Origin of the sequence: Pseudomonas sp. B21-031 (assembly GCF_024748985.1) — a bacterium.
Taxonomy (GTDB): domain Bacteria; phylum Pseudomonadota; class Gammaproteobacteria; order Pseudomonadales; family Pseudomonadaceae; genus Aquipseudomonas; species Aquipseudomonas kermanshahensis.
The window spans coordinates 1,456,374-1,475,225 of record NZ_CP087181.1; the positions used below are offsets into that span (position 1 = coordinate 1,456,374).

Annotated in this window: 17 protein-coding genes; all 17 read left to right on the plus strand. The window is 53.9% G+C overall.

What is annotated here, in order from left to right; genetic code table 11:
• Positions 1-169: 169 nt before the first annotated feature.
• Positions 170-1,483, plus strand: a complete 1,314-nt coding sequence (gene wbpA / locus LOY53_RS06610; protein ID WP_258703735.1) for a UDP-N-acetyl-D-glucosamine 6-dehydrogenase — start codon at positions 170-172, stop codon at positions 1,481-1,483.
• A gap of 71 nt (positions 1,484-1,554) precedes the next feature.
• Positions 1,555-2,505 carry a UDP-N-acetyl-2-amino-2-deoxy-D-glucuronate oxidase gene (wbpB, locus tag LOY53_RS06615; protein ID WP_258703736.1) on the plus strand — a complete coding sequence of 317 codons (951 nt, stop codon included), beginning with the start codon at positions 1,555-1,557 and terminating at the stop codon, positions 2,503-2,505.
• A 73-nt stretch (positions 2,506-2,578) separates the two neighbouring features.
• Positions 2,579-4,471 (plus strand): acyltransferase family protein, encoded by a 1,893-nt coding sequence (locus LOY53_RS06620; protein WP_258703737.1) that lies wholly within the window; start codon positions 2,579-2,581, stop codon positions 4,469-4,471.
• Positions 4,468-5,055 carry a UDP-2-acetamido-3-amino-2,3-dideoxy-D-glucuronate N-acetyltransferase gene (gene wbpD, locus LOY53_RS06625; protein WP_258703738.1) on the plus strand — a complete coding sequence of 196 codons (588 nt, stop codon included), beginning with the start codon at positions 4,468-4,470 and terminating at the stop codon, positions 5,053-5,055. Before LOY53_RS06620 ends, wbpD begins: the two co-directional genes overlap by 4 nt.
• Entirely contained in the window at positions 5,052-6,140 is a 1,089-nt protein-coding gene (locus tag LOY53_RS06630) for a DegT/DnrJ/EryC1/StrS aminotransferase family protein (protein WP_258703739.1), read from the plus strand. Before wbpD ends, LOY53_RS06630 begins: the two co-directional genes overlap by 4 nt.
• 60 nt (positions 6,141-6,200) lie before the next feature.
• Positions 6,201-7,547 (plus strand): lipopolysaccharide biosynthesis protein, encoded by a 1,347-nt coding sequence (locus LOY53_RS06635; RefSeq protein ID WP_258703740.1) that lies wholly within the window; start codon positions 6,201-6,203, stop codon positions 7,545-7,547.
• 12 nt (positions 7,548-7,559) lie between these two features.
• Positions 7,560-8,804, plus strand: a complete 1,245-nt coding sequence (locus LOY53_RS06640; protein ID WP_258703741.1) for a hypothetical protein — start codon at positions 7,560-7,562, stop codon at positions 8,802-8,804.
• On the plus strand, positions 8,801-9,691 hold the full coding sequence (locus LOY53_RS06645) for a glycosyltransferase family 2 protein (protein WP_258703742.1): 891 nt from the start codon (positions 8,801-8,803) through the stop codon (positions 9,689-9,691). The genes LOY53_RS06640 and LOY53_RS06645 overlap by 4 nt, the downstream gene beginning before the upstream one ends.
• A 22-nt stretch (positions 9,692-9,713) precedes the next feature.
• Positions 9,714-10,850: an N-acetyl sugar amidotransferase gene (locus LOY53_RS06650; protein ID WP_258703743.1), complete on the plus strand. Its 1,137-nt coding sequence runs from the start codon at positions 9,714-9,716 to the stop codon at positions 10,848-10,850.
• Positions 10,847-11,461 (plus strand): imidazole glycerol phosphate synthase subunit HisH, encoded by a 615-nt coding sequence (gene hisH, locus LOY53_RS06655; RefSeq protein ID WP_027595966.1) that lies wholly within the window; start codon positions 10,847-10,849, stop codon positions 11,459-11,461. The genes LOY53_RS06650 and hisH overlap by 4 nt, the downstream gene beginning before the upstream one ends.
• A 14-nt stretch (positions 11,462-11,475) precedes the next feature.
• Positions 11,476-12,258, plus strand: coding sequence for an AglZ/HisF2 family acetamidino modification protein (locus tag LOY53_RS06660; protein ID WP_027595967.1), 783 nt, complete (start codon positions 11,476-11,478; stop codon positions 12,256-12,258).
• Positions 12,259-12,289: 31 nt separating this feature from the next.
• Complete coding sequence (locus LOY53_RS06665) at positions 12,290-13,324, plus strand: polysaccharide biosynthesis protein (RefSeq protein WP_099428565.1); 1,035 nt, start codon at positions 12,290-12,292, stop codon at positions 13,322-13,324.
• Positions 13,325-13,327: 3 nt separating this feature from the next.
• Positions 13,328-14,440 (plus strand): UDP-2-acetamido-2,6-beta-L-arabino-hexul-4-ose reductase, encoded by a 1,113-nt coding sequence (wbjC, locus tag LOY53_RS06670; protein ID WP_099428566.1) that lies wholly within the window; start codon positions 13,328-13,330, stop codon positions 14,438-14,440.
• Positions 14,441-14,467: 27 nt separating this feature from the next.
• Complete coding sequence (wecB, locus tag LOY53_RS06675) at positions 14,468-15,598, plus strand: non-hydrolyzing UDP-N-acetylglucosamine 2-epimerase (RefSeq protein WP_258703744.1); 1,131 nt, start codon at positions 14,468-14,470, stop codon at positions 15,596-15,598.
• A 13-nt stretch (positions 15,599-15,611) separates the two neighbouring features.
• Positions 15,612-16,865 carry a glycosyltransferase family 4 protein gene (locus LOY53_RS06680; protein ID WP_258704158.1) on the plus strand — a complete coding sequence of 418 codons (1,254 nt, stop codon included), beginning with the start codon at positions 15,612-15,614 and terminating at the stop codon, positions 16,863-16,865.
• Entirely contained in the window at positions 16,862-17,827 is a 966-nt protein-coding gene (locus LOY53_RS06685; RefSeq protein WP_258703745.1) for an SDR family oxidoreductase, read from the plus strand. Before LOY53_RS06680 ends, LOY53_RS06685 begins: the two co-directional genes overlap by 4 nt.
• Positions 17,824-18,843 carry a glycosyltransferase family 4 protein gene (locus LOY53_RS06690; protein WP_258703746.1) on the plus strand — a complete coding sequence of 340 codons (1,020 nt, stop codon included), beginning with the start codon at positions 17,824-17,826 and terminating at the stop codon, positions 18,841-18,843. The genes LOY53_RS06685 and LOY53_RS06690 overlap by 4 nt, the downstream gene beginning before the upstream one ends.
• The last annotated feature ends 9 nt before the right edge of the window (positions 18,844-18,852 follow it).

Genomic DNA, 18,852 nt, shown 5'->3' on the forward strand with positions numbered 1-18,852 from the left:
AACTAGGTAGGCTGTTGTTGCCGATTTTTTGGTGGGGCATGGGGCGTCAAGCCTAGAGCCATACTGTTTTAGCCGGAATTCATCCGGTGTTGGGTGAATTGGGCATCTTTAACACCCCGTCTCCTGCCTCTTGTGCAGGCGGGTAATATAGAAGGGTGAGTCACGCGATATGACTGATATCAAGAAGCAGGCGGTTGAAAAGTTCAAGAGCAAATCGGCTTTGGTCGGTATCGTCGGTCTGGGGTATGTCGGTCTACCTCTGATGCTGCGTTATAACGCTATTGGCTTCAATGTGTTGGGCATAGATATTGACGAGGTCAAAGTTGATCGCCTCAACGCAGGGCAAAGCTACATCGAACATATCCCCAGCGAAAAAATAGCCCAAGCCCGCCAGCTCGGCTTCGAGGCTACCACTGATTTTAGTCGCGTCTCACAGTGCGATGCTTTGATTCTTTGTGTCCCTACGCCACTTAACAAGTATCGTGAGCCGGACATGAGCTTTGTCATAAATACGACCGATGCTATCAAACCCTATCTACGGGCCGGTCAAGTGGTTTCGCTGGAAAGCACAACCTACCCAGGCACCACTGAGGAGGAGCTGCTGCCTCGTGTTGAGGAAGGCGGCTTGAAAGTAGGTGAGAATATCTTCCTCATCTATTCGCCAGAGCGCGAGGACCCGGGCAACGTAAACTTCGAAACACGTACCATTCCCAAGGTGATTGGTGGGCATACTCCGAGTTGCCTCGAAGTAGGTGTTGCATTGTACGACCAAGCGATCGACAAAGTTGTTTCAGTAAGCTCGACCAAGGCGGCTGAGATGACCAAGCTGCTGGAAAACATTCATCGCGCAGTGAACATCGGTTTGGTCAATGAAATGAAGATCGTCGCGGATCGTATGGGGATCGATATCTTCGAAGTGGTCGACGCAGCGGCCACCAAGCCTTTTGGTTTCACTGCCTATTATCCCGGTCCGGGGCTTGGCGGGCACTGTATTCCGATCGATCCCTTCTACCTGACTTGGAAAGCTCGAGAGTACGGCGTGAACACCCGATTCATCGAACTTTCGGGAGAGGTGAACCAGGCGATGCCGGAATATGTGCTCAGCAAATTGATGGATGGGCTGAACGACGCAGGCAAAGCGCTCAAAGGTAGCCGCATTCTGGTGCTGGGCATTGCGTACAAGAAAAACGTTGATGACATGCGCGAGTCACCTTCGGTTGAGATCATGGAGTTGATTCAGGCCAAGGGGGGGGGCGTTGCCTACAGCGATCCGCATGTTCCTGTGTTTCCGAAGATGCGCGAGCATCATTTCGAGCTCAGCAGCGAACCGTTGACGGCGGAAAATCTGGCTTCCTTTGATGCCGTGATCCTGGCCACCGACCATGACAAATTCGATTATGCGTTGATTGAAGCCAAGGCCAGGCTGATCGTTGACAGTCGGGGCAAATACCGCGCCCCTGCAGCTCATATCATCAAAGCTTGAACCGCTAATAGCTGACCCTCCGTCCGGGCGCATGGCGCCGGAGGGATTCAACAGTTTCCGAAGGAAGATTCATGAAGAACTTTGCTCTGATCGGTGCCGCCGGCTACATTGCCCCTCGACACATGCGTGCCATCAAGGACACCGGCAACCGCCTGGTTTCCGCCTACGACATAAACGACTCGGTCGGCATCATCGACAGCATCTCGCCGCAGAGTGAGTTTTTCACCGAGTTCGAGTTCTTCCTTGAGCATGCCCACACGCTGAAGCGCGATCCGGCAACGGCGCTGGATTATGTTTCCATCTGTTCGCCAAACTATCTGCACTATCCACATATTGCAGCAGGGCTGCGTCTGGGGTGCGATGTCATCTGCGAGAAACCGCTGGTTCCGACGCCGGACATGCTCGATCAGCTTTCGCTGATCGAACAGGAAACGGGCAAGCGGCTCTACAACATCCTGCAATTGCGTCACCATCAGGCAATTCTCAACCTGAAAGACAAAGTTGCAGCAGAAAACCGCGCGCACAAGTATGAGGTCGATCTCACGTACATCACGTCGCGAGGCAAGTGGTACCTGCAGAGCTGGAAGGGTGATCCTCGTAAATCATTCGGTGTTGCTACCAACATCGGTGTGCACTTCTACGACATGCTGCACTTCATCTTCGGCAAGCTCCAGCGCAATGTTGTGCACTACTCTTCCGAGCATAAAGCGGCGGGTTACCTCGAGTACGAGAAAGCGCGTGTGCGCTGGTTCCTTTCGGTCGATGCCAATGACCTACCCGACGCGGTCAAAGGCAAGAAACCGACCTATCGCTCGATCACTGTCGATGGCGAGGAAATGGAGTTTTCCGAGGGCTTTACCGATCTGCATACCACCAGCTATGAAGAAATTCTTGCTGGTCGAGGCTACGGCATTGAAGACGCTCGCCATTGTGTCGAGACCGTGAACGTCATTCGTAGCGCTGTTATTGTGCAAGCCAAGGATAACGAGGCGCATCCGTTCGTTCTTGGGCTGGCTCGCTGACAGCGTACTTGCACCGGGTGGTCGACAGGCCACCCGTTCCTCAGTGATGTATTCCTAGCAGGGTCTTGGCCGCTTGCCTAATAATAAAGAATCATTGCTTCGCGACTTGACCTCGTTACGGCCACGTAAGGATTTGCGGCTGGACGTTCAAGGCTTGCGTGCGGTAGCAGTTCTGGCTGTCCTCGCCTACCACACAGACAGCGTATGGCTCAAAGCAGGCTTTGTTGGCGTCGACGTTTTTTTCGTCATTTCTGGATTCATCATCACGGCCCTTCTGACGGAACCTGAATATAAAATCCACCTGCTGTCGTTTTATAAAAACCGTATCAAGCGCATCGTGCCTGCGTATGCCGTCATGTTGGCAGTCGTCTGTGCGGTATCGTCAGTTTTATTTTTAAGCAGTGATTTCGAGTTTTTTCACCAGAGCCTGCAATCGTCCGCGCTGTTTTTCAGCAATCATTACTTTGCAGATTTCGGCAGCTATTTTGCCCCGCGAGTGGAAGAATTGCCTTTGCTGCATACTTGGTCGCTGGCGATCGAGATGCAGTTCTATCTATTTTTCCCATTAATAATTTTATGTTTACCTCAGCCCTGGCGGGTTCCAGGTTTGTCGCTAATCGCAGCCATACTATTCTTGTGGAGTGGCATGAGTGGGCCGAGCAGCGAACAGGGCGGCCACTATTTTTCCCTGCTTGCCCGTGTGCCCGAGTTCATGGTTGGTGCAGTCTTGGCAGTCGCTTTACGGGATCGAGAGCTCCCTGCATCACTTTCGACGTTTTTGGGACTGCTTGGTGCATCGGTACTTGCAACTAGTTTTTTGTTGATCGACAAAGTCCACTTCCCTGGTTTTCTATCTGTCGTACCCTGCATTGGCGCGGCGCTGGTTATTGCAGCACGGCGAGGCCCTGTCAGTAGCTTGCTGTCTTCGCGTCCACTGGTCTGGGTCGGAGCCATCTCCTATTCCCTCTATCTCTGGCACTGGCCTGTTCTGGCATTCATCCGCTACTACATTGGACAATACGATCTCGATGCGGTTTGGCTGTCGACGGCTCTGGTCGCATCGTTTTTCTTGGCCTGGTTTTCCTACCGGTATATCGAAATACCTGCGCGTAGCATGTCGGGTTTTCGGCATCTTGCATCGCGGTGGGGGCTTGCGGCGGGCGCAATCGTTTTGATTACAGTGTTAGGGATTAAGCTAAACCCGCTGTTGGTAGACCCGGTGCCTTTGGCGCAGGCTCGTTATGCTGATCCTGAGCTGATCTGCCATGGCCAGCAGGTGGGCGAGTGCAAGCGGGGTCTGGAAGGCGCTCCGGCATCAATACTTGTTATTGGTGACAGTCACGCTGCCCAATTGAACTACTTTCTAGATCAAGTAGGCACCGAGCAAGGCGTCGCTTACCGCGTACTCACGGCGAGCAGCTGCGTACCGATACCGGGCTTCGATGTTGAGCGATTGCCTGAATATGCTCGTGAGCCTTGTCGTTCGCAGATTGCAGCAGTGCAGCAGGCTGTAGAGGCGGTGGATAAGGTCATCATTGCGGGTATGTGGCAATATCAGATGCCAAACCCTGCCTTCGTTGCGGCGTTTCAGCGATTCCTGGACGATGCCGTTGCGGATCATAAACAGGTCGTTGTGCTGGGGCAGGTGCCGATGTTCCGATCTGACGTGCAGAGGGTGCGGCGATTCAGGGAGCTTGGCCTACCGGCCACGCTCTCATTCAACGAGGGTTGGAGGGTCGCCAATCGTCAGGTAGAGATGCTTGCTGCGGGTAGGCTGGGCGTGCACTATCTTGATCTTTCCGAATCAGGCTTTTTTGAGGACGCACCGTTTGAAGGCGGCGAGCTTATTTATCTGGATAATCACCATCTAAACGAAATTGGGGCGCGTCGTTACGGACATTTTGCAAGTGAGAAATTGCAACGGTTGTTCGACCAGGCTCCATCCCGTGTGAGTGTAAAACAATGAATTATTATCAGCATTCCAGTGCCATCGTTGATGAAGGTGCTCAAATCGGGAAGGGCTCCCGTGTCTGGCACTTTGTTCATGTCTGTGCCGGTGCGAAGATCGGTGAGGGCGTTTCGCTTGGTCAAAACGTCTTTGTTGGAAATAAGGTCGTGATTGGTGATCGCTGTAAGATCCAGAATAACGTTTCCGTGTATGACAATGTAACCCTGGAAGAGGGCGTCTTCTGTGGCCCGAGCATGGTATTTACTAACGTTTACAATCCGCGCTCGTTGATTGAGCGTAAAGACCAATACCGCAATACGCTAGTGCAACGCGGCGCCACGCTAGGAGCCAACTGTACGATCGTCTGTGGCGTCACCATCGGCGAATTTGCATTCATCGGTGCGGGCGCTGTCATAAACAGGGATGTCCCCGCCTATGCACTGATGGTTGGCGTGCCGGCTCGTCAGATAGGTTGGATGAGTGAGTATGGCGAACAGTTGGATCTGCCGGTGGTGGGTGATGCAACCGTGAGCTGCGAGCACAGCGGCGCGATCTATTCGCTGCACGGTAATGTTCTTGGTAAAAAGGAAGTTGTGAAATGATCGAGTTCATCGACCTGAAAAAACAACAGGTACGCATCAAGGATAAGTTGGATGCGGCGATTCAGCGTGTCCTCAGTCATGGTCAATATATTCTTGGTCCTGAAGTCGCCGAGCTCGAAGAAAAGCTGGCTTCTTTCGTAGGTGCGAAGCATTGCATTACCTGTGCAAACGGTACAGATGCATTGCAAATTGCGCTTATGGCTTTGGGCGTCAAAGCCGGTGATGAGGTCATCACGCCGGGGTTTAGCTACATCGCGACCGCAGAGGCTGCCGCAGTACTTGGGGCAAAGGCTGTCTATGTGGATGTAGATCCCAAGACCTATAATATGAATCCGGACTTACTGGAAGCTCGGATTACTGAGAATACCAAGGCGATCATTCCCGTTTCCTTGTATGGTCAATGTGCAGATTTTGACGCGATTAATGCAGTCGCCAACAAGTATGGGATACCTGTCATCGAAGACGCGGCGCAGAGCTTCGGTGCGACCTACAAAGGTAAGCGCTCGTGCAACCTTAGTACTGTTGCGTGTACGAGCTTTTTCCCCAGCAAGCCGTTAGGCTGCTATGGAGATGGCGGTGCCATGTTTACTAATAATGATGAACTGGCAGTGATATTGCGGCAGATTGCCCGCCATGGTCAGGATCGTAGGTATCACCACATTCGTGTAGGAATGAACAGCCGCCTGGATACGCTACAAGCTGCGGTGTTGTTGCAAAAGCTGGATATCTTTGATGAAGAGATTCAGCTCCGTGAGGCGGTCGCGAAGCATTATACCCGGTTGCTGAATACCGTAGGCGTTCAGAGCACGCCATTCATTGCTGAGCGGTCAAAGAGTGTCTATGCGCAGTATACGATCAGGGTCAATGAGCGCGACGCCCTTCAAGTAAAGCTGAAGGCTGCGGGTGTTCCGACAGTTGTACATTACCCAATTCCGCTCAACCGACAGCCCGCAGTGGCGAATGAAAATGTCGTTCTTGCTGTTGGAGATGAGGTGGCACAACAGGTCCTCAGTCTTCCAATGCATCCTTATCTTGAAATTGCTGAAATAGAGGCGATCGTCGACGCAATCGAGGCTGCCTTGTGAAGGGGGTTTCTCCAAACGCCGCTGTTGGAAGGGAAACGGTGCATGCCGCTCGCTAGAATCATGAGTCGATACAAGGGCAGTGACTTTCTCAGGTCGGTTACGTTGCTGGTTGGCGGGACTGCGGTCGCCCAACTGTTGATGGTTTTGCTGTTGCCGGTATTGACGCGTCTGTACTCCCCTCAAGATTTCAGTACGCTTTCGGTGTATCTGGGCTTGCTGAGTATCTTTTCCGTAGTTGCTACGTTGAGATTTGAGCTGGCAATTCCTCTGCCTGCGGATAATGAGGATGCGGCGAACATTTTGGCGCTCGGGTTGGTGTGCTCAGCCGTCACGGCTTTGCTAGTTGCACTTGTTCTTTACCTCTGCTCCGCTGAATTGGCGAACTGGCTCGGCGCTCCCGAGCTCAGTCGGTACTTCTGGATATTACCCATTGGCATATTACTGTCAGGCGCTTATAGCAGCTTTCAGTTCTGGATGGGGCGTAGGCAAAACTTCAGGGCGGTTGCCAAGACCAAGATGCAGCAGGCGTTCTTTGCAGGGGCAGTGCAGTTGACCTACGGTTGGTTCTCTGGGGGGGCTTTGGGGCTGATCCTGGGACAGACCATAAACAATGGTGCTGGCGCAATGGGCCTGGTGTGGCAATCCTTGCGGTCGGATGCTCGTCTGTTGTCAAGCATCCGTCCTGCACGGATGAAACAGATGTTTGGCGCTTATAGCAGGTTTCCGAAATATTCGACGCTAGAGGCCCTCTGCAATAATGCATCTATACAGATCCCAGTCATTATGATTGCGGGTCTCGCTATTGGTCCAGAAGCGGGTTTTCTGCTTTTGGCCATGCAGATAATGCAGGCCCCCGTCAGCTTGATCGGCAGCGCAGTCTCGCAAGTATATATTTCCAAAGCACCCGAAAAACTCAGAGAAGGTCAGTTGCCTGGTTTTACCCAGGACACGCTTAAGGGGATCGTCCAGTTGGGCGTCTTGCCACTTGTGATTGGAGGCGTTTGTAGTCCTTATCTGTTTTCCTTCATTTTTGGTGAAAGTTGGGAGCGCACGGGTGAAATAGTCGTTTACATGATTCCATGGATCGCCATGCAACTGCTTGCGTCGCCGGTCTCCATGGTGCTGCATACGACAAATAATCAGCCTTTGGCCATGGGGTTGCAGCTTTTTGGCGTTGTCGTACGAGTGGGGGCTGTGGCTATAGCATCGGTGATAGCGCCTTTGCAATTGACGGAAATTTACGCGGCTACGGGCTTTCTGTTCTACTTTGTCTACCTGTTGGTTGTGCTGAAAGTTGCAGGAGTTGCTCCGTCCGCATTTTTCGGGCGTAATCGTATAATTTTGCTTTCCGTATTGGTTATCTACCTTGCTCAGTTCATGTTTATGCTGATCGGTCCAGTGGTCTGACAGGGAGGAAAGATGTTTTTTTATAATCTAACTAGCGCCCGGTTCTCTGTTTATATAGTGGTCTTTGTCTTGTCGGTCGTCTATATGTGGATGCCGTTTATTGTTAATTTTGTTTTATTGCCAAGTGATTATTTTCTCAAGTTAGCATTCATGACTTTGTTTTCGCTGGTCGGCATGTTGCTCGGTTATTATGCGCCGCTTTTCGATCAGCGATTCAAGGTTGGCGCGATGCGTGTGGTCATCAGTGCCAATACAGTCCATGGATTGGTGTGGTCAGTATTCCTCTCCTTTCTGTTTGTCACCTTATATACGGCTCCTGCGATCCCGCTGGTGTCAGCCATTTTAGGTGCTACAGGTGAAGAACTCAGCGCTCAACGAGGGGCATTTCTAAAAGGTCGAGAGGGTGTCGAGGTTGCGCTGATCTATATCAGTACTATTTTCGTCAGTGCCTTCCTGCCATACAGTCTCGCGCGTATGTTTATCGATAGGCATCGCTGGCGGTATGTGCTGTTGCTTGTATTTTTCGCCTATTCATTAAGTTTCTTGCAGAAGGCGCTTTTTCTCAATGCGCTGCTGCCGCTGTTGTACGTTGCGTCGCAGAAAAAAAAGATCAGTCTTGCAGGGGCTTTACTGCTTGCTGGAGGCTGTGGGCTGCTGTTGTATATTGTGACGCTATTGTCCATGGGTACGGAGACTCAAGGGAGTGGTGCAGTCATCGGGGGCGGCGTGTTCAGCGCTGAGTTTTACAGCTCCAAGTATCTTCCGGTAGGTCCTGTTGACCATTTGATATGGCGTATTGTGGCGGTCCCAATGTTTACTGCGTCCGACACGTTGATCGTGCTTAAAGAGCAGTTCAGTAACCAACCCCTGCTCGGCGCGACCAGCACGTTTTTCTCCAGTTTGTTCTCGCTGGAGCGTGTGCCTCTCGAAAAGCTGGTTTTTGAGTATGAGTGGGGTTGGAATGAAACGGCTAACTCCAACGCTGTCTATTTTACAGAGGGGTACGCCAACTTTGGTTGGGTGGGTGTTTGGGTGTATTCTTTTTTTGTGGGTCAGACATTTAGGTGGTTCAGGAAGTCGGAGGACCATGCGTTTAAAGCGCTGTGGATGATCTATTTCCTGGGCTTGTTCACGGGGGGGCTCATTGGTACCCTCCTTAGTAATGGCTATATATTAATGTTTGCGGCTTGCCTGTTTTTGAGGGTTAGGTCGTCCGGTCAGGTCAAGAGTGTGCAGTATTCGGAGAGTACGCCATGAGCCAGTTAGATGTCAGTGTGGTAATAGCAGTCAAGAATGAAGAAGTCTATGTTGAATCGGCGGTGCTGAGCGTTCTTGAACAGACGGGATTGCACTTTGAGGTGTTGGTGGTTGATGACGGCTCGACCGATCGTACCTTGGAGATACTCACTAAGCTCGAGGCCGCGCATCCCGATCTGCGCGTGCTCAAAAACCCGAAAGCAGGGAAGTGCTCAGCGTTCAACTTCGGTGTCGCGAATGCGCACGGTCGGTTTGTGTGTATCTATGCGGGTGACGACATCATGCCCGCGGGTAGCTTGGCGGCTCGATATGCTAAGGTGCAGGGCTATGCCACTACCACGCCGGTCGTGGGCCTGTGCAAGCTGATTACCATGTCTGAAGACAAAAAATTCGACGGTCACCTAGTGCCTAAGCGGGCCGGCCAAGGCGGCTTGACTGGCGTGTCCTATATGATGAATAGACTGGTAGTCGAAAAAATATTTCCGGTGCCGGAAACGCTGCCCAACGAAGACACTTGGATGGAATTGGCCGTCACGTCATTTAATTGGACGCTGGTCCATTCGGATATTGTGGGTTGCCAGTGGCGGGTGCACAGCGGTAATAGCATCAATATGCAGGTTGATTTTTCAACCTATAACAAAAAGTTAACGCCTCGTATGGCCGCTATTCGAATTTTCTATGACCGTTATGGTGACGAGCTTTCGCCTTCCTCCAAGGGGAAACTCTACCAGAAGGTGCGTTGCGAAGAATTTCGTGCCAAGGGTGATATTATCGGGATTTTAACAACGCAGACTGACTTGGTTAGCCGCTTGCGGGCGCTGTCGGCTAGCAATAGTTTCTTTTATACTGTGCGGAAGCGTTTGTATGGCCTCCTGTCGGGTTGGTAATTAATAATTAAGGGGTGGTGTCTTGGGGATTTATAAGATTTGCGCTTCTTGCATCATGGACACCTCTGATCCGAATATTTCGTTCGATGATCATGGTGTTTGCGAGTACTGCAATAATTTCAAAAGCAACATCAAGCCGAACTGGGATACGGGTTCGGCTGGTGAAGCCGAGCTGATGCGCATCGCCGAAAAAATCAAGAAAGACGGCAAGGGTAGGGACTATGACTGCATCATCGGTCTGAGTGGCGGCCTGGACAGCTCCTACCTCGCTTACGTCGCAAAGGAAAAGATGGGCCTGCGCCCGCTGCTTTTCCACGTTGACGCCGGCTGGAACACGGACCAGGCCGTTGGCAACATCGAAAAACTGGTTGATGGCCTGGGCCTTGAGCTGTTCACCGACGTCATCAATTGGGAGGAGATGAAAAGCCTGCAGGTGGCCTTCCTCAAGGCGCAGGTTCCCGACCAGGACATTCCTCAGGACACCGCGTTCTTTTCAGGCCTGTACAAGTTTGCCAAGGCCAACAAAATCAAGTACGTGCTCACCGGCGGCAACTACTCCACCGAATGCTGCCGCGAACCTGAGGAGTGGGGAGCCTACCCAGGCATTGATACCACGCTGATCAACGACATCCATGGCAAGTTCGGTTCGCGTAAGCTCAAGACGTTCCCTCTGGTAGACGTATTGTCCTACAAGATCTACTACCGTTATGTACTGGGCATGCAGGTCGTACGCCCCCTGAACCACGTCCCCTATGTGAAGCGGGATGCTGAAGATACGCTTGAGCGCCTGTTTGGTTGGAAGCGCTTCCAGCACAAGCACCATGAGTCGCGTTTTACCCGTTTTTACGAAGATTACTGGATGCCGCGCAAATTCGGGTACGAAAAGCGACGCGCGCATTTTTCCAGCTTGATCATGACCGGTCAGCTGACTCGGGAAGCCGCACTCGAACGCATCGCCAAGCCCGAGCTTGACGAAAACTTCCTCAAATCCGAATTCGAGTACGTGGCACACAAGCTGGACTTGACTGTCCCAGAGCTTCAGGGCATTTTCGAGGGTCAGAACAAGACCTTCCATGACTACAAAAACAAGCGTTTCTTGATCGGCATAGGAGCTCGTGTGCTCAGTGCAATCGGATTGGAAAGAAGGCTGTTCAGATGATCACCATCATTGACTACGGTCTGGGCAATATCCAGGCCTTCGTTAACGTCTACCGACGGTTGCACATCCCTGTGGCAGTTGCTCAGACCGCAGCACAGCTGGATGGCGCGACCAAATTGATCCTGCCCGGGGTTGGGGCCTTCGACCATGCGATCGAACGGCTGGATGCTTCGGGCATGCGCTCGACCCTGGAAACTCTGGTGCAAGAGCACAAGGTGCCTGTACTGGGGATCTGCGTGGGGATGCAAATTCTCGCTAACAGCAGTGAAGAAGGTAGCCTCCCTGGTCTAGGGTGGGTGCCCGGCTGTGTGCGTTCGTTCAAATCGGTCCCTGACCTTACTGACCTGCCGCTGCCCCACATGGGCTGGAACGATGTGGCATCGCTCGGTGACAACGCGCTGTTCAAAGGCTTCGAAGAGGAGGCGCGGTTCTACTTCCTGCATTCGTTCTTCTTCGATTGCGAGCACGTGCAGCACCGCGCTGCGATGTCCTCGTATGGCCTGGAGTTCAGCTGCGCCGTGCAGGCAGGGAACGTGTATGGCGTGCAGTTCCACCCCGAGAAAAGCCATCACTTTGGCGTCGGCCTGTTGAAAAACTTCGCGGAACTGTGAGCGGAAACTGACAAATGCTAAGACCCAGGATCATTCCATGCCTGCTCATCCAAGACGGTGGGCTGGTGAAGACGGTCAAATTCAAGGATCCGAAGTACGTCGGAGATCCCATCAATGCGGTGAAGATCTTCAACGAAAAGGAAGCCGATGAGCTGATCGTGATCGACATAGACGCGACAGCGCATGGCGTCGAGCCCAATTACACGCAAATCGCCAAGCTCGCTGCTGAGTGCCGTATGCCCTTGTGTTATGGCGGTGGCATCCGTACGGCGCTGCAGGCCAAGAAGATCATTCAGCTAGGCGTCGAGAAGGTCGCCATCAGCTCGGCGGCCCTCGAAAACCCTCAGTTGGTTACCCAGATCGCCGAGGAAATTGGCAGCCAGAGCGTGGTGGTGGTCCTGGATCACAAATCGCGGCTGTTAAGCAAACACCAAGAGGTCTGGACGCATAACGGCACGCGAAACACGAAACGCAGTGTGTTGGAAGTGGCGCAGGAGTTGGAGAAGCTCGGTGCTGGGGAAATTGTCCTCAATTCGATCGAGAACGATGGAAAGATGAAGGGGTATGACCTGGACCTGGCAGCTAAATTGCGGGCAGCGGTGCATATCCCTATCACCATCCTGGGCGGTGGTGGTTCGCTCGAGGATATGGCAAGCGTGGTCAAGACGTGCGGCGTGGTCGGTGTGGCGGCAGGTAGCTTCTTTGTATTCAAGGGCGCCTATCGCGCGGTGCTGATCAGCTACCCAAGTGCTCAGCAGAAAGACGACATCATTTATTCCGCTCTCCGAGCCCGATAACTATTCACGCGCGTTGCAAGGGTCAGATCATATGTTCAAGGGTAAAACACTTCTCATCACCGGCGGTACCGGCTCTTTCGGCAATGCGGTCCTCAAGCGGTTTCTCGACAGTGACATCGCTGAAGTGCGTATCTTCAGCCGCGACGAGAAGAAGCAGGACGATATGCGCAAGCGCTATGACAGCGCCAAGCTGAAGTTCTACATTGGCGACGTGCGGGACTATCAGAGTGTCCTGAACGCCACCCGCGGTGTCGACTACATCTTCCATGCGGCCGCGCTGAAGCAAGTTCCCTCCTGCGAATTCCACCCGATGGAGGCCGTTAAGACTAACGTCATCGGTACCGAGAACGTCCTTGAAGCTGCCATTCAGAATGAAGTGCGGCGGGTGGTTTGCCTCAGTACTGACAAAGCGGTGTATCCGATCAATGCCATGGGTATTTCCAAGGCCATGATGGAAAAGGTCATGGTCGCCAAGTCGCGCAATGTCGACGAGGCCAAGACCGTCATTTGCGGCACCCGTTACGGCAATGTCATGGCATCACGCGGCTCGGTGATCCCGCTGTTCATCGACCAGATTCGCGCAGGCAAGGCCCTGTCCATCACTGATCCGAACATGACCCGCTTCATGATGACCCTGGCGGATGCCGTGGACCTTGTGCTTTACGCTTTCGAGCACGGCAATAACGGTGACCTGTTCGTGCAGAAAGCGCCAGCTGCCACGGTTGAAACGTTGGCTTCAGCACTGACTGCGTTGTTGGGGCAACCTGAGCATCCGATCCAGGTGATTGGTACTCGTCACGGCGAGAAGCTCTACGAGGCATTGCTCAGCCGTGAGGAGATGGCCTGTGCCGAAGACATGGGTGACTACTTCCGTGTGCCGCCAGACCTGCGTGACCTGAACTACAGCAAGTATGTCGAGCAGGGTGAAGAGAAGATCTCCCACACGGAGGACTACAACTCACACAACACCCAGCGTCTGGATGTAGCCGGGATGCAAGCATTGCTGCTCAAGCTCGATTTCATCAAAGCCATCCAGCGTGGCGAGCATGCCACGCCGGAGGAATGACAGATGAAGGTACTGGTAACCGGAAGCAATGGCTTCATTGCGCGTAACCTGCTTGTCCATCTGGCAGAGCGCAAAGACGTCGAGATCAGCCTTTTCGTGCGAGGTGAGGATGTGCAGGCACTGCAGGGCAAGGTCGCCCAGGCAGACTGCATCTTCCACTTGGCAGGGGTCAATCGCCCCGAGGACCCCGCTGAGTTCGGCAGTGGTAATAGTGAACTCACTCAACAGGTGTGCGATGCGGTCAAGGCGTCAGGGCGGAAGATCCCGGTGCTGTATACCTCGTCGATCCAGGCTGAGCGAGATAACCCTTACGGCCTCAGCAAGCTCGCAGCCGAGCAGGCACTGACCGCGCTTGGCCAGGAAAGCGGCAACCCGATTTACATTTTCCGCTTGCCCAATGTTTTCGGTAAATGGGCTCGGCCGAACTATAACTCGGCCGTCGCCACCTTCTGCCATAACATCGCTCACGACCTGCCCATCCAGATCCATGACGAATCTGCTGCGCTCAACCTGGTCTATGTGGATGACGTGGTCAGCAAGTTCATGGCCATTATGGACGGCGAGGCAGTCGCCAGTGGTCAGGTGGACGTCGAGCCGGTTTACAGCACCACAGTGGGTGCCTTGGCCGAGCAACTGCGCAGCTTCCGCGCCAGCCGCGCCACCTTGATTACCGAAAACGTCGGCGTTGGCTTGACCCGTGCGTTGTACTCCACCTACCTGAGCTACCTGCCGCCCGCATCGTTTACCTATGAGGTGCCCAAGTATGGTGACCCGCGTGGTGTTTTCGTTGAAATGCTGAAAACCCCCGAAGCCGGGCAGTTTTCGTATTTCACAGCGCACCCAGGGATCACGCGGGGAGGGCATTATCATCACTCCAAGACCGAGAAGTTTCTGGTTATCAAAGGCACGGCCAATTTCCGCTTCCGTCATGTAGTGTCAGGCGAGTTTTATGAACTGCAGACCAGCGGTGAGGCGCCAACCATTGTTGAGACAGTGCCTGGTTGGACCCATGACATCACCAACATTGGTGATGACGAAATGATCGTCATGCTCTGGGCCAATGAGATCTTCGACCGCGAACACCCGGATACTTATGCGCTGCCGGTTTGCCCATGACCCGGTTGGCTCAGGACTGAGAATGCTATGAAAAAACTTAAAATCGTCACCGTTGTAGGCACGCGTCCCGAAATCATTCGTTTGTCCAGGGTCCTGAGCGCGCTAGACGAACATTGCGAGCACGTACTGGTGCATACCGGCCAGAACTATGACTACGAGCTGAACGAGATCTTTTTCCAGGATCTGGGTATTCGCAAGCCCGATCACTTCCTGAATGCCGCGGGCGCTTCGGGTGCAGAAACCATTGGCAATGTGATCATTGCGGTGGACCGTGTGCTCGCTGAAGTGAACCCTGAAGCGCTGTTGGTGCTGGGCGATACCAACAGCTGCATGGCTGTGATTTCGGCCAAGCGACGCAAGATTCCGACGTTCCACATGGAAGCCGGCAACCGTTGCTTCGACATGCGCGTGCCCGAGGAAATCAACCGCCGCATCGTTGACCATACCGCTGACATCAATCTCACTTACAGCACCATCGCCCGAGACTACCTGCTTCGCGAAGGCTTGCCAGCAGATCGCGTGATCAAGACCGGCAGTCCAATGTTTGAAGTCCTCAATCATTACCGTGACGGTATCGAGGCGTCCGATGTGCTGGAGCGGCTTGGGCTCGAGGCTGGCAAGTTCTTTGTCGTCAGCGCCCACCGTGAAGAAAACATCGATTCCGACAAGAACTTCATGAAGTTGGTCCACACGCTCAATACGGTAGCCGAGCAATTCGATCTGCCGGTCATCGTCTCGACGCATCCCCGTACCCAGAAACGGGTCGATGCCATGGGGGTCACCTTCCACGCTAATGTACGCTTGCTCAAACCGCTGGGCTTCAAGGACTACAACAAGCTGCAGTTGACCTCCAAGGCTGTGCTTTCCGACAGCGGCACGATCAACGAAGAAGCGTCGATTCTTAACTTCCCAGCGTTGAATATCCGCGAAGCGCATGAGCGCCCCGAAGGGATGGAAGAAGCCGCAGCGATGATGGTCGGTCTCGATTGCGAGCGTGTTTTGCAGGGGCTTAATATCCTTGAGAGCCAACTGCGGGGCGATCAGCGTAGCTTGCGACTGGTCGCCGACTACAGCATGCCGAACGTGTCGGACAAGGTGGTGCGTATCGTCCACAGTTATACGGACTATGTGAACCGTACGGTCTGGAAGCGGTACTGATTCTGTGGAAGGGATATCGCAAAAAAAACTGAAGGTTCTAGTCGTTACCCAGTACTTCTGGCCGGAGAACATGCGGGTCAATGACCTGGTGCGCGACTTCGTCGAAAAGGGGCACGAAGTCACGGTACTCACCGGGTGGCCAAACTACCCCGAAGGGACGGTTTTTCAGGACTTCAAAGATAACCCTGGGCGCTTCGCCAACTATGAAGGGGCTGAGGTCGTAAGGGTGCCGTTGGTGCCACGCGGCAAGCGCGCCATCCAATTGGTCCTCAATTACCTCTCATTTCTGGTCTGTGCCTCTGTGTTGGGTGCCTTCAAGCTGAGGCGCCGGCGTTTTGATGCGGTGTTTGTTTACGCGGTGTCGCCTATTCTTTCCGCAATACCTGCGGTTGTGATAGGGCGCCTTAAGCGTGCCCCGGTTTTTGTCTGGGTGCTCGATTTGTGGCCAGAAACGTTGCGCGCTGTGAATGTCATCCATAGCCCGAAGTTGTTGGGGCTGGTTGGAAAAGTAGTCTCGTGGATCTACAACCGCACTGACTATTTGCTGCTGCAATCACATGGTTTTTTCGACAACGTACGTCGCTATTGCACCAAACCTATCGATGACGAGCGCCTGGTGTATTTCCCCAGTTGGGCCGAGGATGATTTCTCGGCTAAAACCGTGGAACCTTCAGCGCTAATAGAGCGTGATGAGTCGGTGTTTACCGTGGTGTTTGCCGGTAACGTTGGCGAGGCGCAGGACTTCCCCGCGATTCTCGATGCTGCAGAGGCGCTGCGTGGAACGGTTGCCGTGCGCTGGGTCATCGTAGGTGATGGCCGCATGAGCGGCTGGCTCGAGGAACAGGTGCGCAGCCGATCGCTGGATAACGTGCTGCTGCTTGGCAGGCATCCGCTGGAAGCGATGCCGCCACTGTTCGCTCAGGCCGATGCATTGTTGGTGTCCCTGCGGACCAATGATGTTTTCGAGAAGACCATTCCTGGAAAAGTTCAGGCTTACTTGGCATCCGGGCGGCCGGTTCTTGGCATGATCAATGGCGAGGCGGCACGCGTTATTGAAGCCTCGGGTGCAGGTTTTGCGTGTGAGTCCGGCAGTGGCACAGGGTTGGCTACGATTACCGGCCGCTTGGCAGCTCTGCCCGCAGAACAGCGGCAGCAAATGGGGGAGGCAGGGCGACGATACTATGAGCAGGAATTCGCCAAGCCAGCACTGTTGACGCGCCTTGAACAGCTCTTCAGCAATGCCACATTGAGAAGGTCAGGACGATGAGTCATAAGGTTTTTCTCACCGGAGCCAGCGGCTTTGTGGGAAGTGCAGTACTGCGGCGGTTGTTGGCTGACGGTGAGCACGTGATTGCCGCTGTTCGTCGCGGCAGTGGTGCGCTGTCATCACCCGTGCGAACGATCGCCTTCGAGTCATTCGAGGATGACAACGCGTGGGAAGGGGCGCTTACCGAATGCGACGTGGTGGTGCATAGCGCTGCCCGTGTTCATGTGATGAATGACACTGAAGTCGACCCACTGGCTGCGTTTCGTCGTGTCAATGTAGAGGGGACGCTTGCGCTGGCCCGCCAGGCCATTGCAGCTGGGGTCAAACGGTTCGTATTTATCAGCTCGATCAAGGTCAACGGTGAAGAGACCCAGCCAGGCAAGCCTTACACGGCTGATGACCTGCCGCAGCCGCAAGATCCTTACGGTGTCTCCAAAATGGAAGCCGAGGTCGGGTTGCAGAAGCTAGCGCAACAATCTGGCCTGGAGGTAGTGATCATTCGCCCTGTATTGGTTTACGGCCCAGGGGTGAAAGCCAACTTCCTGAACATGATGCGTTGGCTCGATCGAGGCATACCGTTGCCATTCGGGGCGATCGATAACCGTCGCAGCCTAGTTGCTTTGGATAACCTTGTGGATCTGGTCGTAACGTGCATAGGCCATCCGGCCGCCGCGAATCAAACCTTCCTGGTCAGTGACGGCGAAGACTTGTCCACTACCGCATTGCTGCGTCGCATGGCGCAGGCACTTGGCAAAAGCGCCCGGCTGCTGCCGGTGCCTGCATGGGTGCTGACTACAGGTGCCAAGGCCCTGGGCAAGGGAGGGTTGTCTCGAAGGCTGTGTGGATCATTGCAGGTGGATACTGGCAAAACTCGCAATTTGCTCGATTGGCATCCGCCAGTGAAGGTGGATGCGGCGCTTCTGGCCGTTGCCAGGCACTATCAGGAAAACGATAAGAAATGATGCTTTTGTGGTGTCTTCCTGCAGTATTGATACTGTCACTGCTGCTCACCGCCGGTTTGCGCCGTTACGCATTGGCGCGAAGTGTCATCGATATTCCGAATGCGCGCAGTTCCCATACGGTACCGACGCCCAGAGGCGGCGGCGTGGCCATAGTGCTGACGTTTTTGCTGGTTGTCGTTGGGCTGATGCTGTTGGGGGTAGGTCAACTGAGCGTGCTTGTTGCGCTTGCAGGTGGCGGTGGTTTGATCGCGATCATTGGCTTTATGGATGATCATGGGCATATTGCAGCGCGTTGGAGGCTGTTGGGGCATTTTCTTGCCGCTGCTTGGATACTGGGCTGGATGGGCGGACTTCCACCTTTGCCACTGTTCGGCTGGTCGTTGGACCTCGGCTGGTTGGGCGGCTTGCTTGCTGTTGTCTATCTGGTGTGGTTGCTCAACCTGTATAACTTCATGGATGGCATCGACGGTATCGCGAGCGTGGAAGCTATCACCGCTTGCCTGAGCGCCGCGTGGCTATACTGGCTTGCAGGGTTCGATACCGCCGCTGTCCTTCCTTTGCTGCTCGCCGCCGCCGTAGCGGGTTTTCTGTTCTGGAACTTCCCGCCAGCGAAAATCTTCATGGGTGATGCAGGCAGCGGATTCATAGGTATCGTGTTGGGAGGGCTATCGCTTCAGGCCGCCTGGATGTCACCCCCTATGTTCTGGTGCTGGTTGATACTGCTCGGTGTGTTCATCGTGGATGCAACCTACACCCTGGTCAGGCGGTTGCTGCGCGGTGACAAGGTCTATGAGGCCCACCGAAGCCATGCCTACCAGTTTGCTTCGCGCCGGTACGGTAAGCATCTGCCAGTGACCTTGACCGTTGCTGCTATCAATCTCTGCTGGTTGCTGCCCATCGCCTTTTGCGTGGTGCACTTCGGGCTGGATGGCGCACTTGGCGTTATTCTGGCCTACGTACCCCTGGTGGTGTTGGCCATGAGGTTTCGTGCAGGCGAATTGGAAGATCGGGTGTAGCGTTATGTT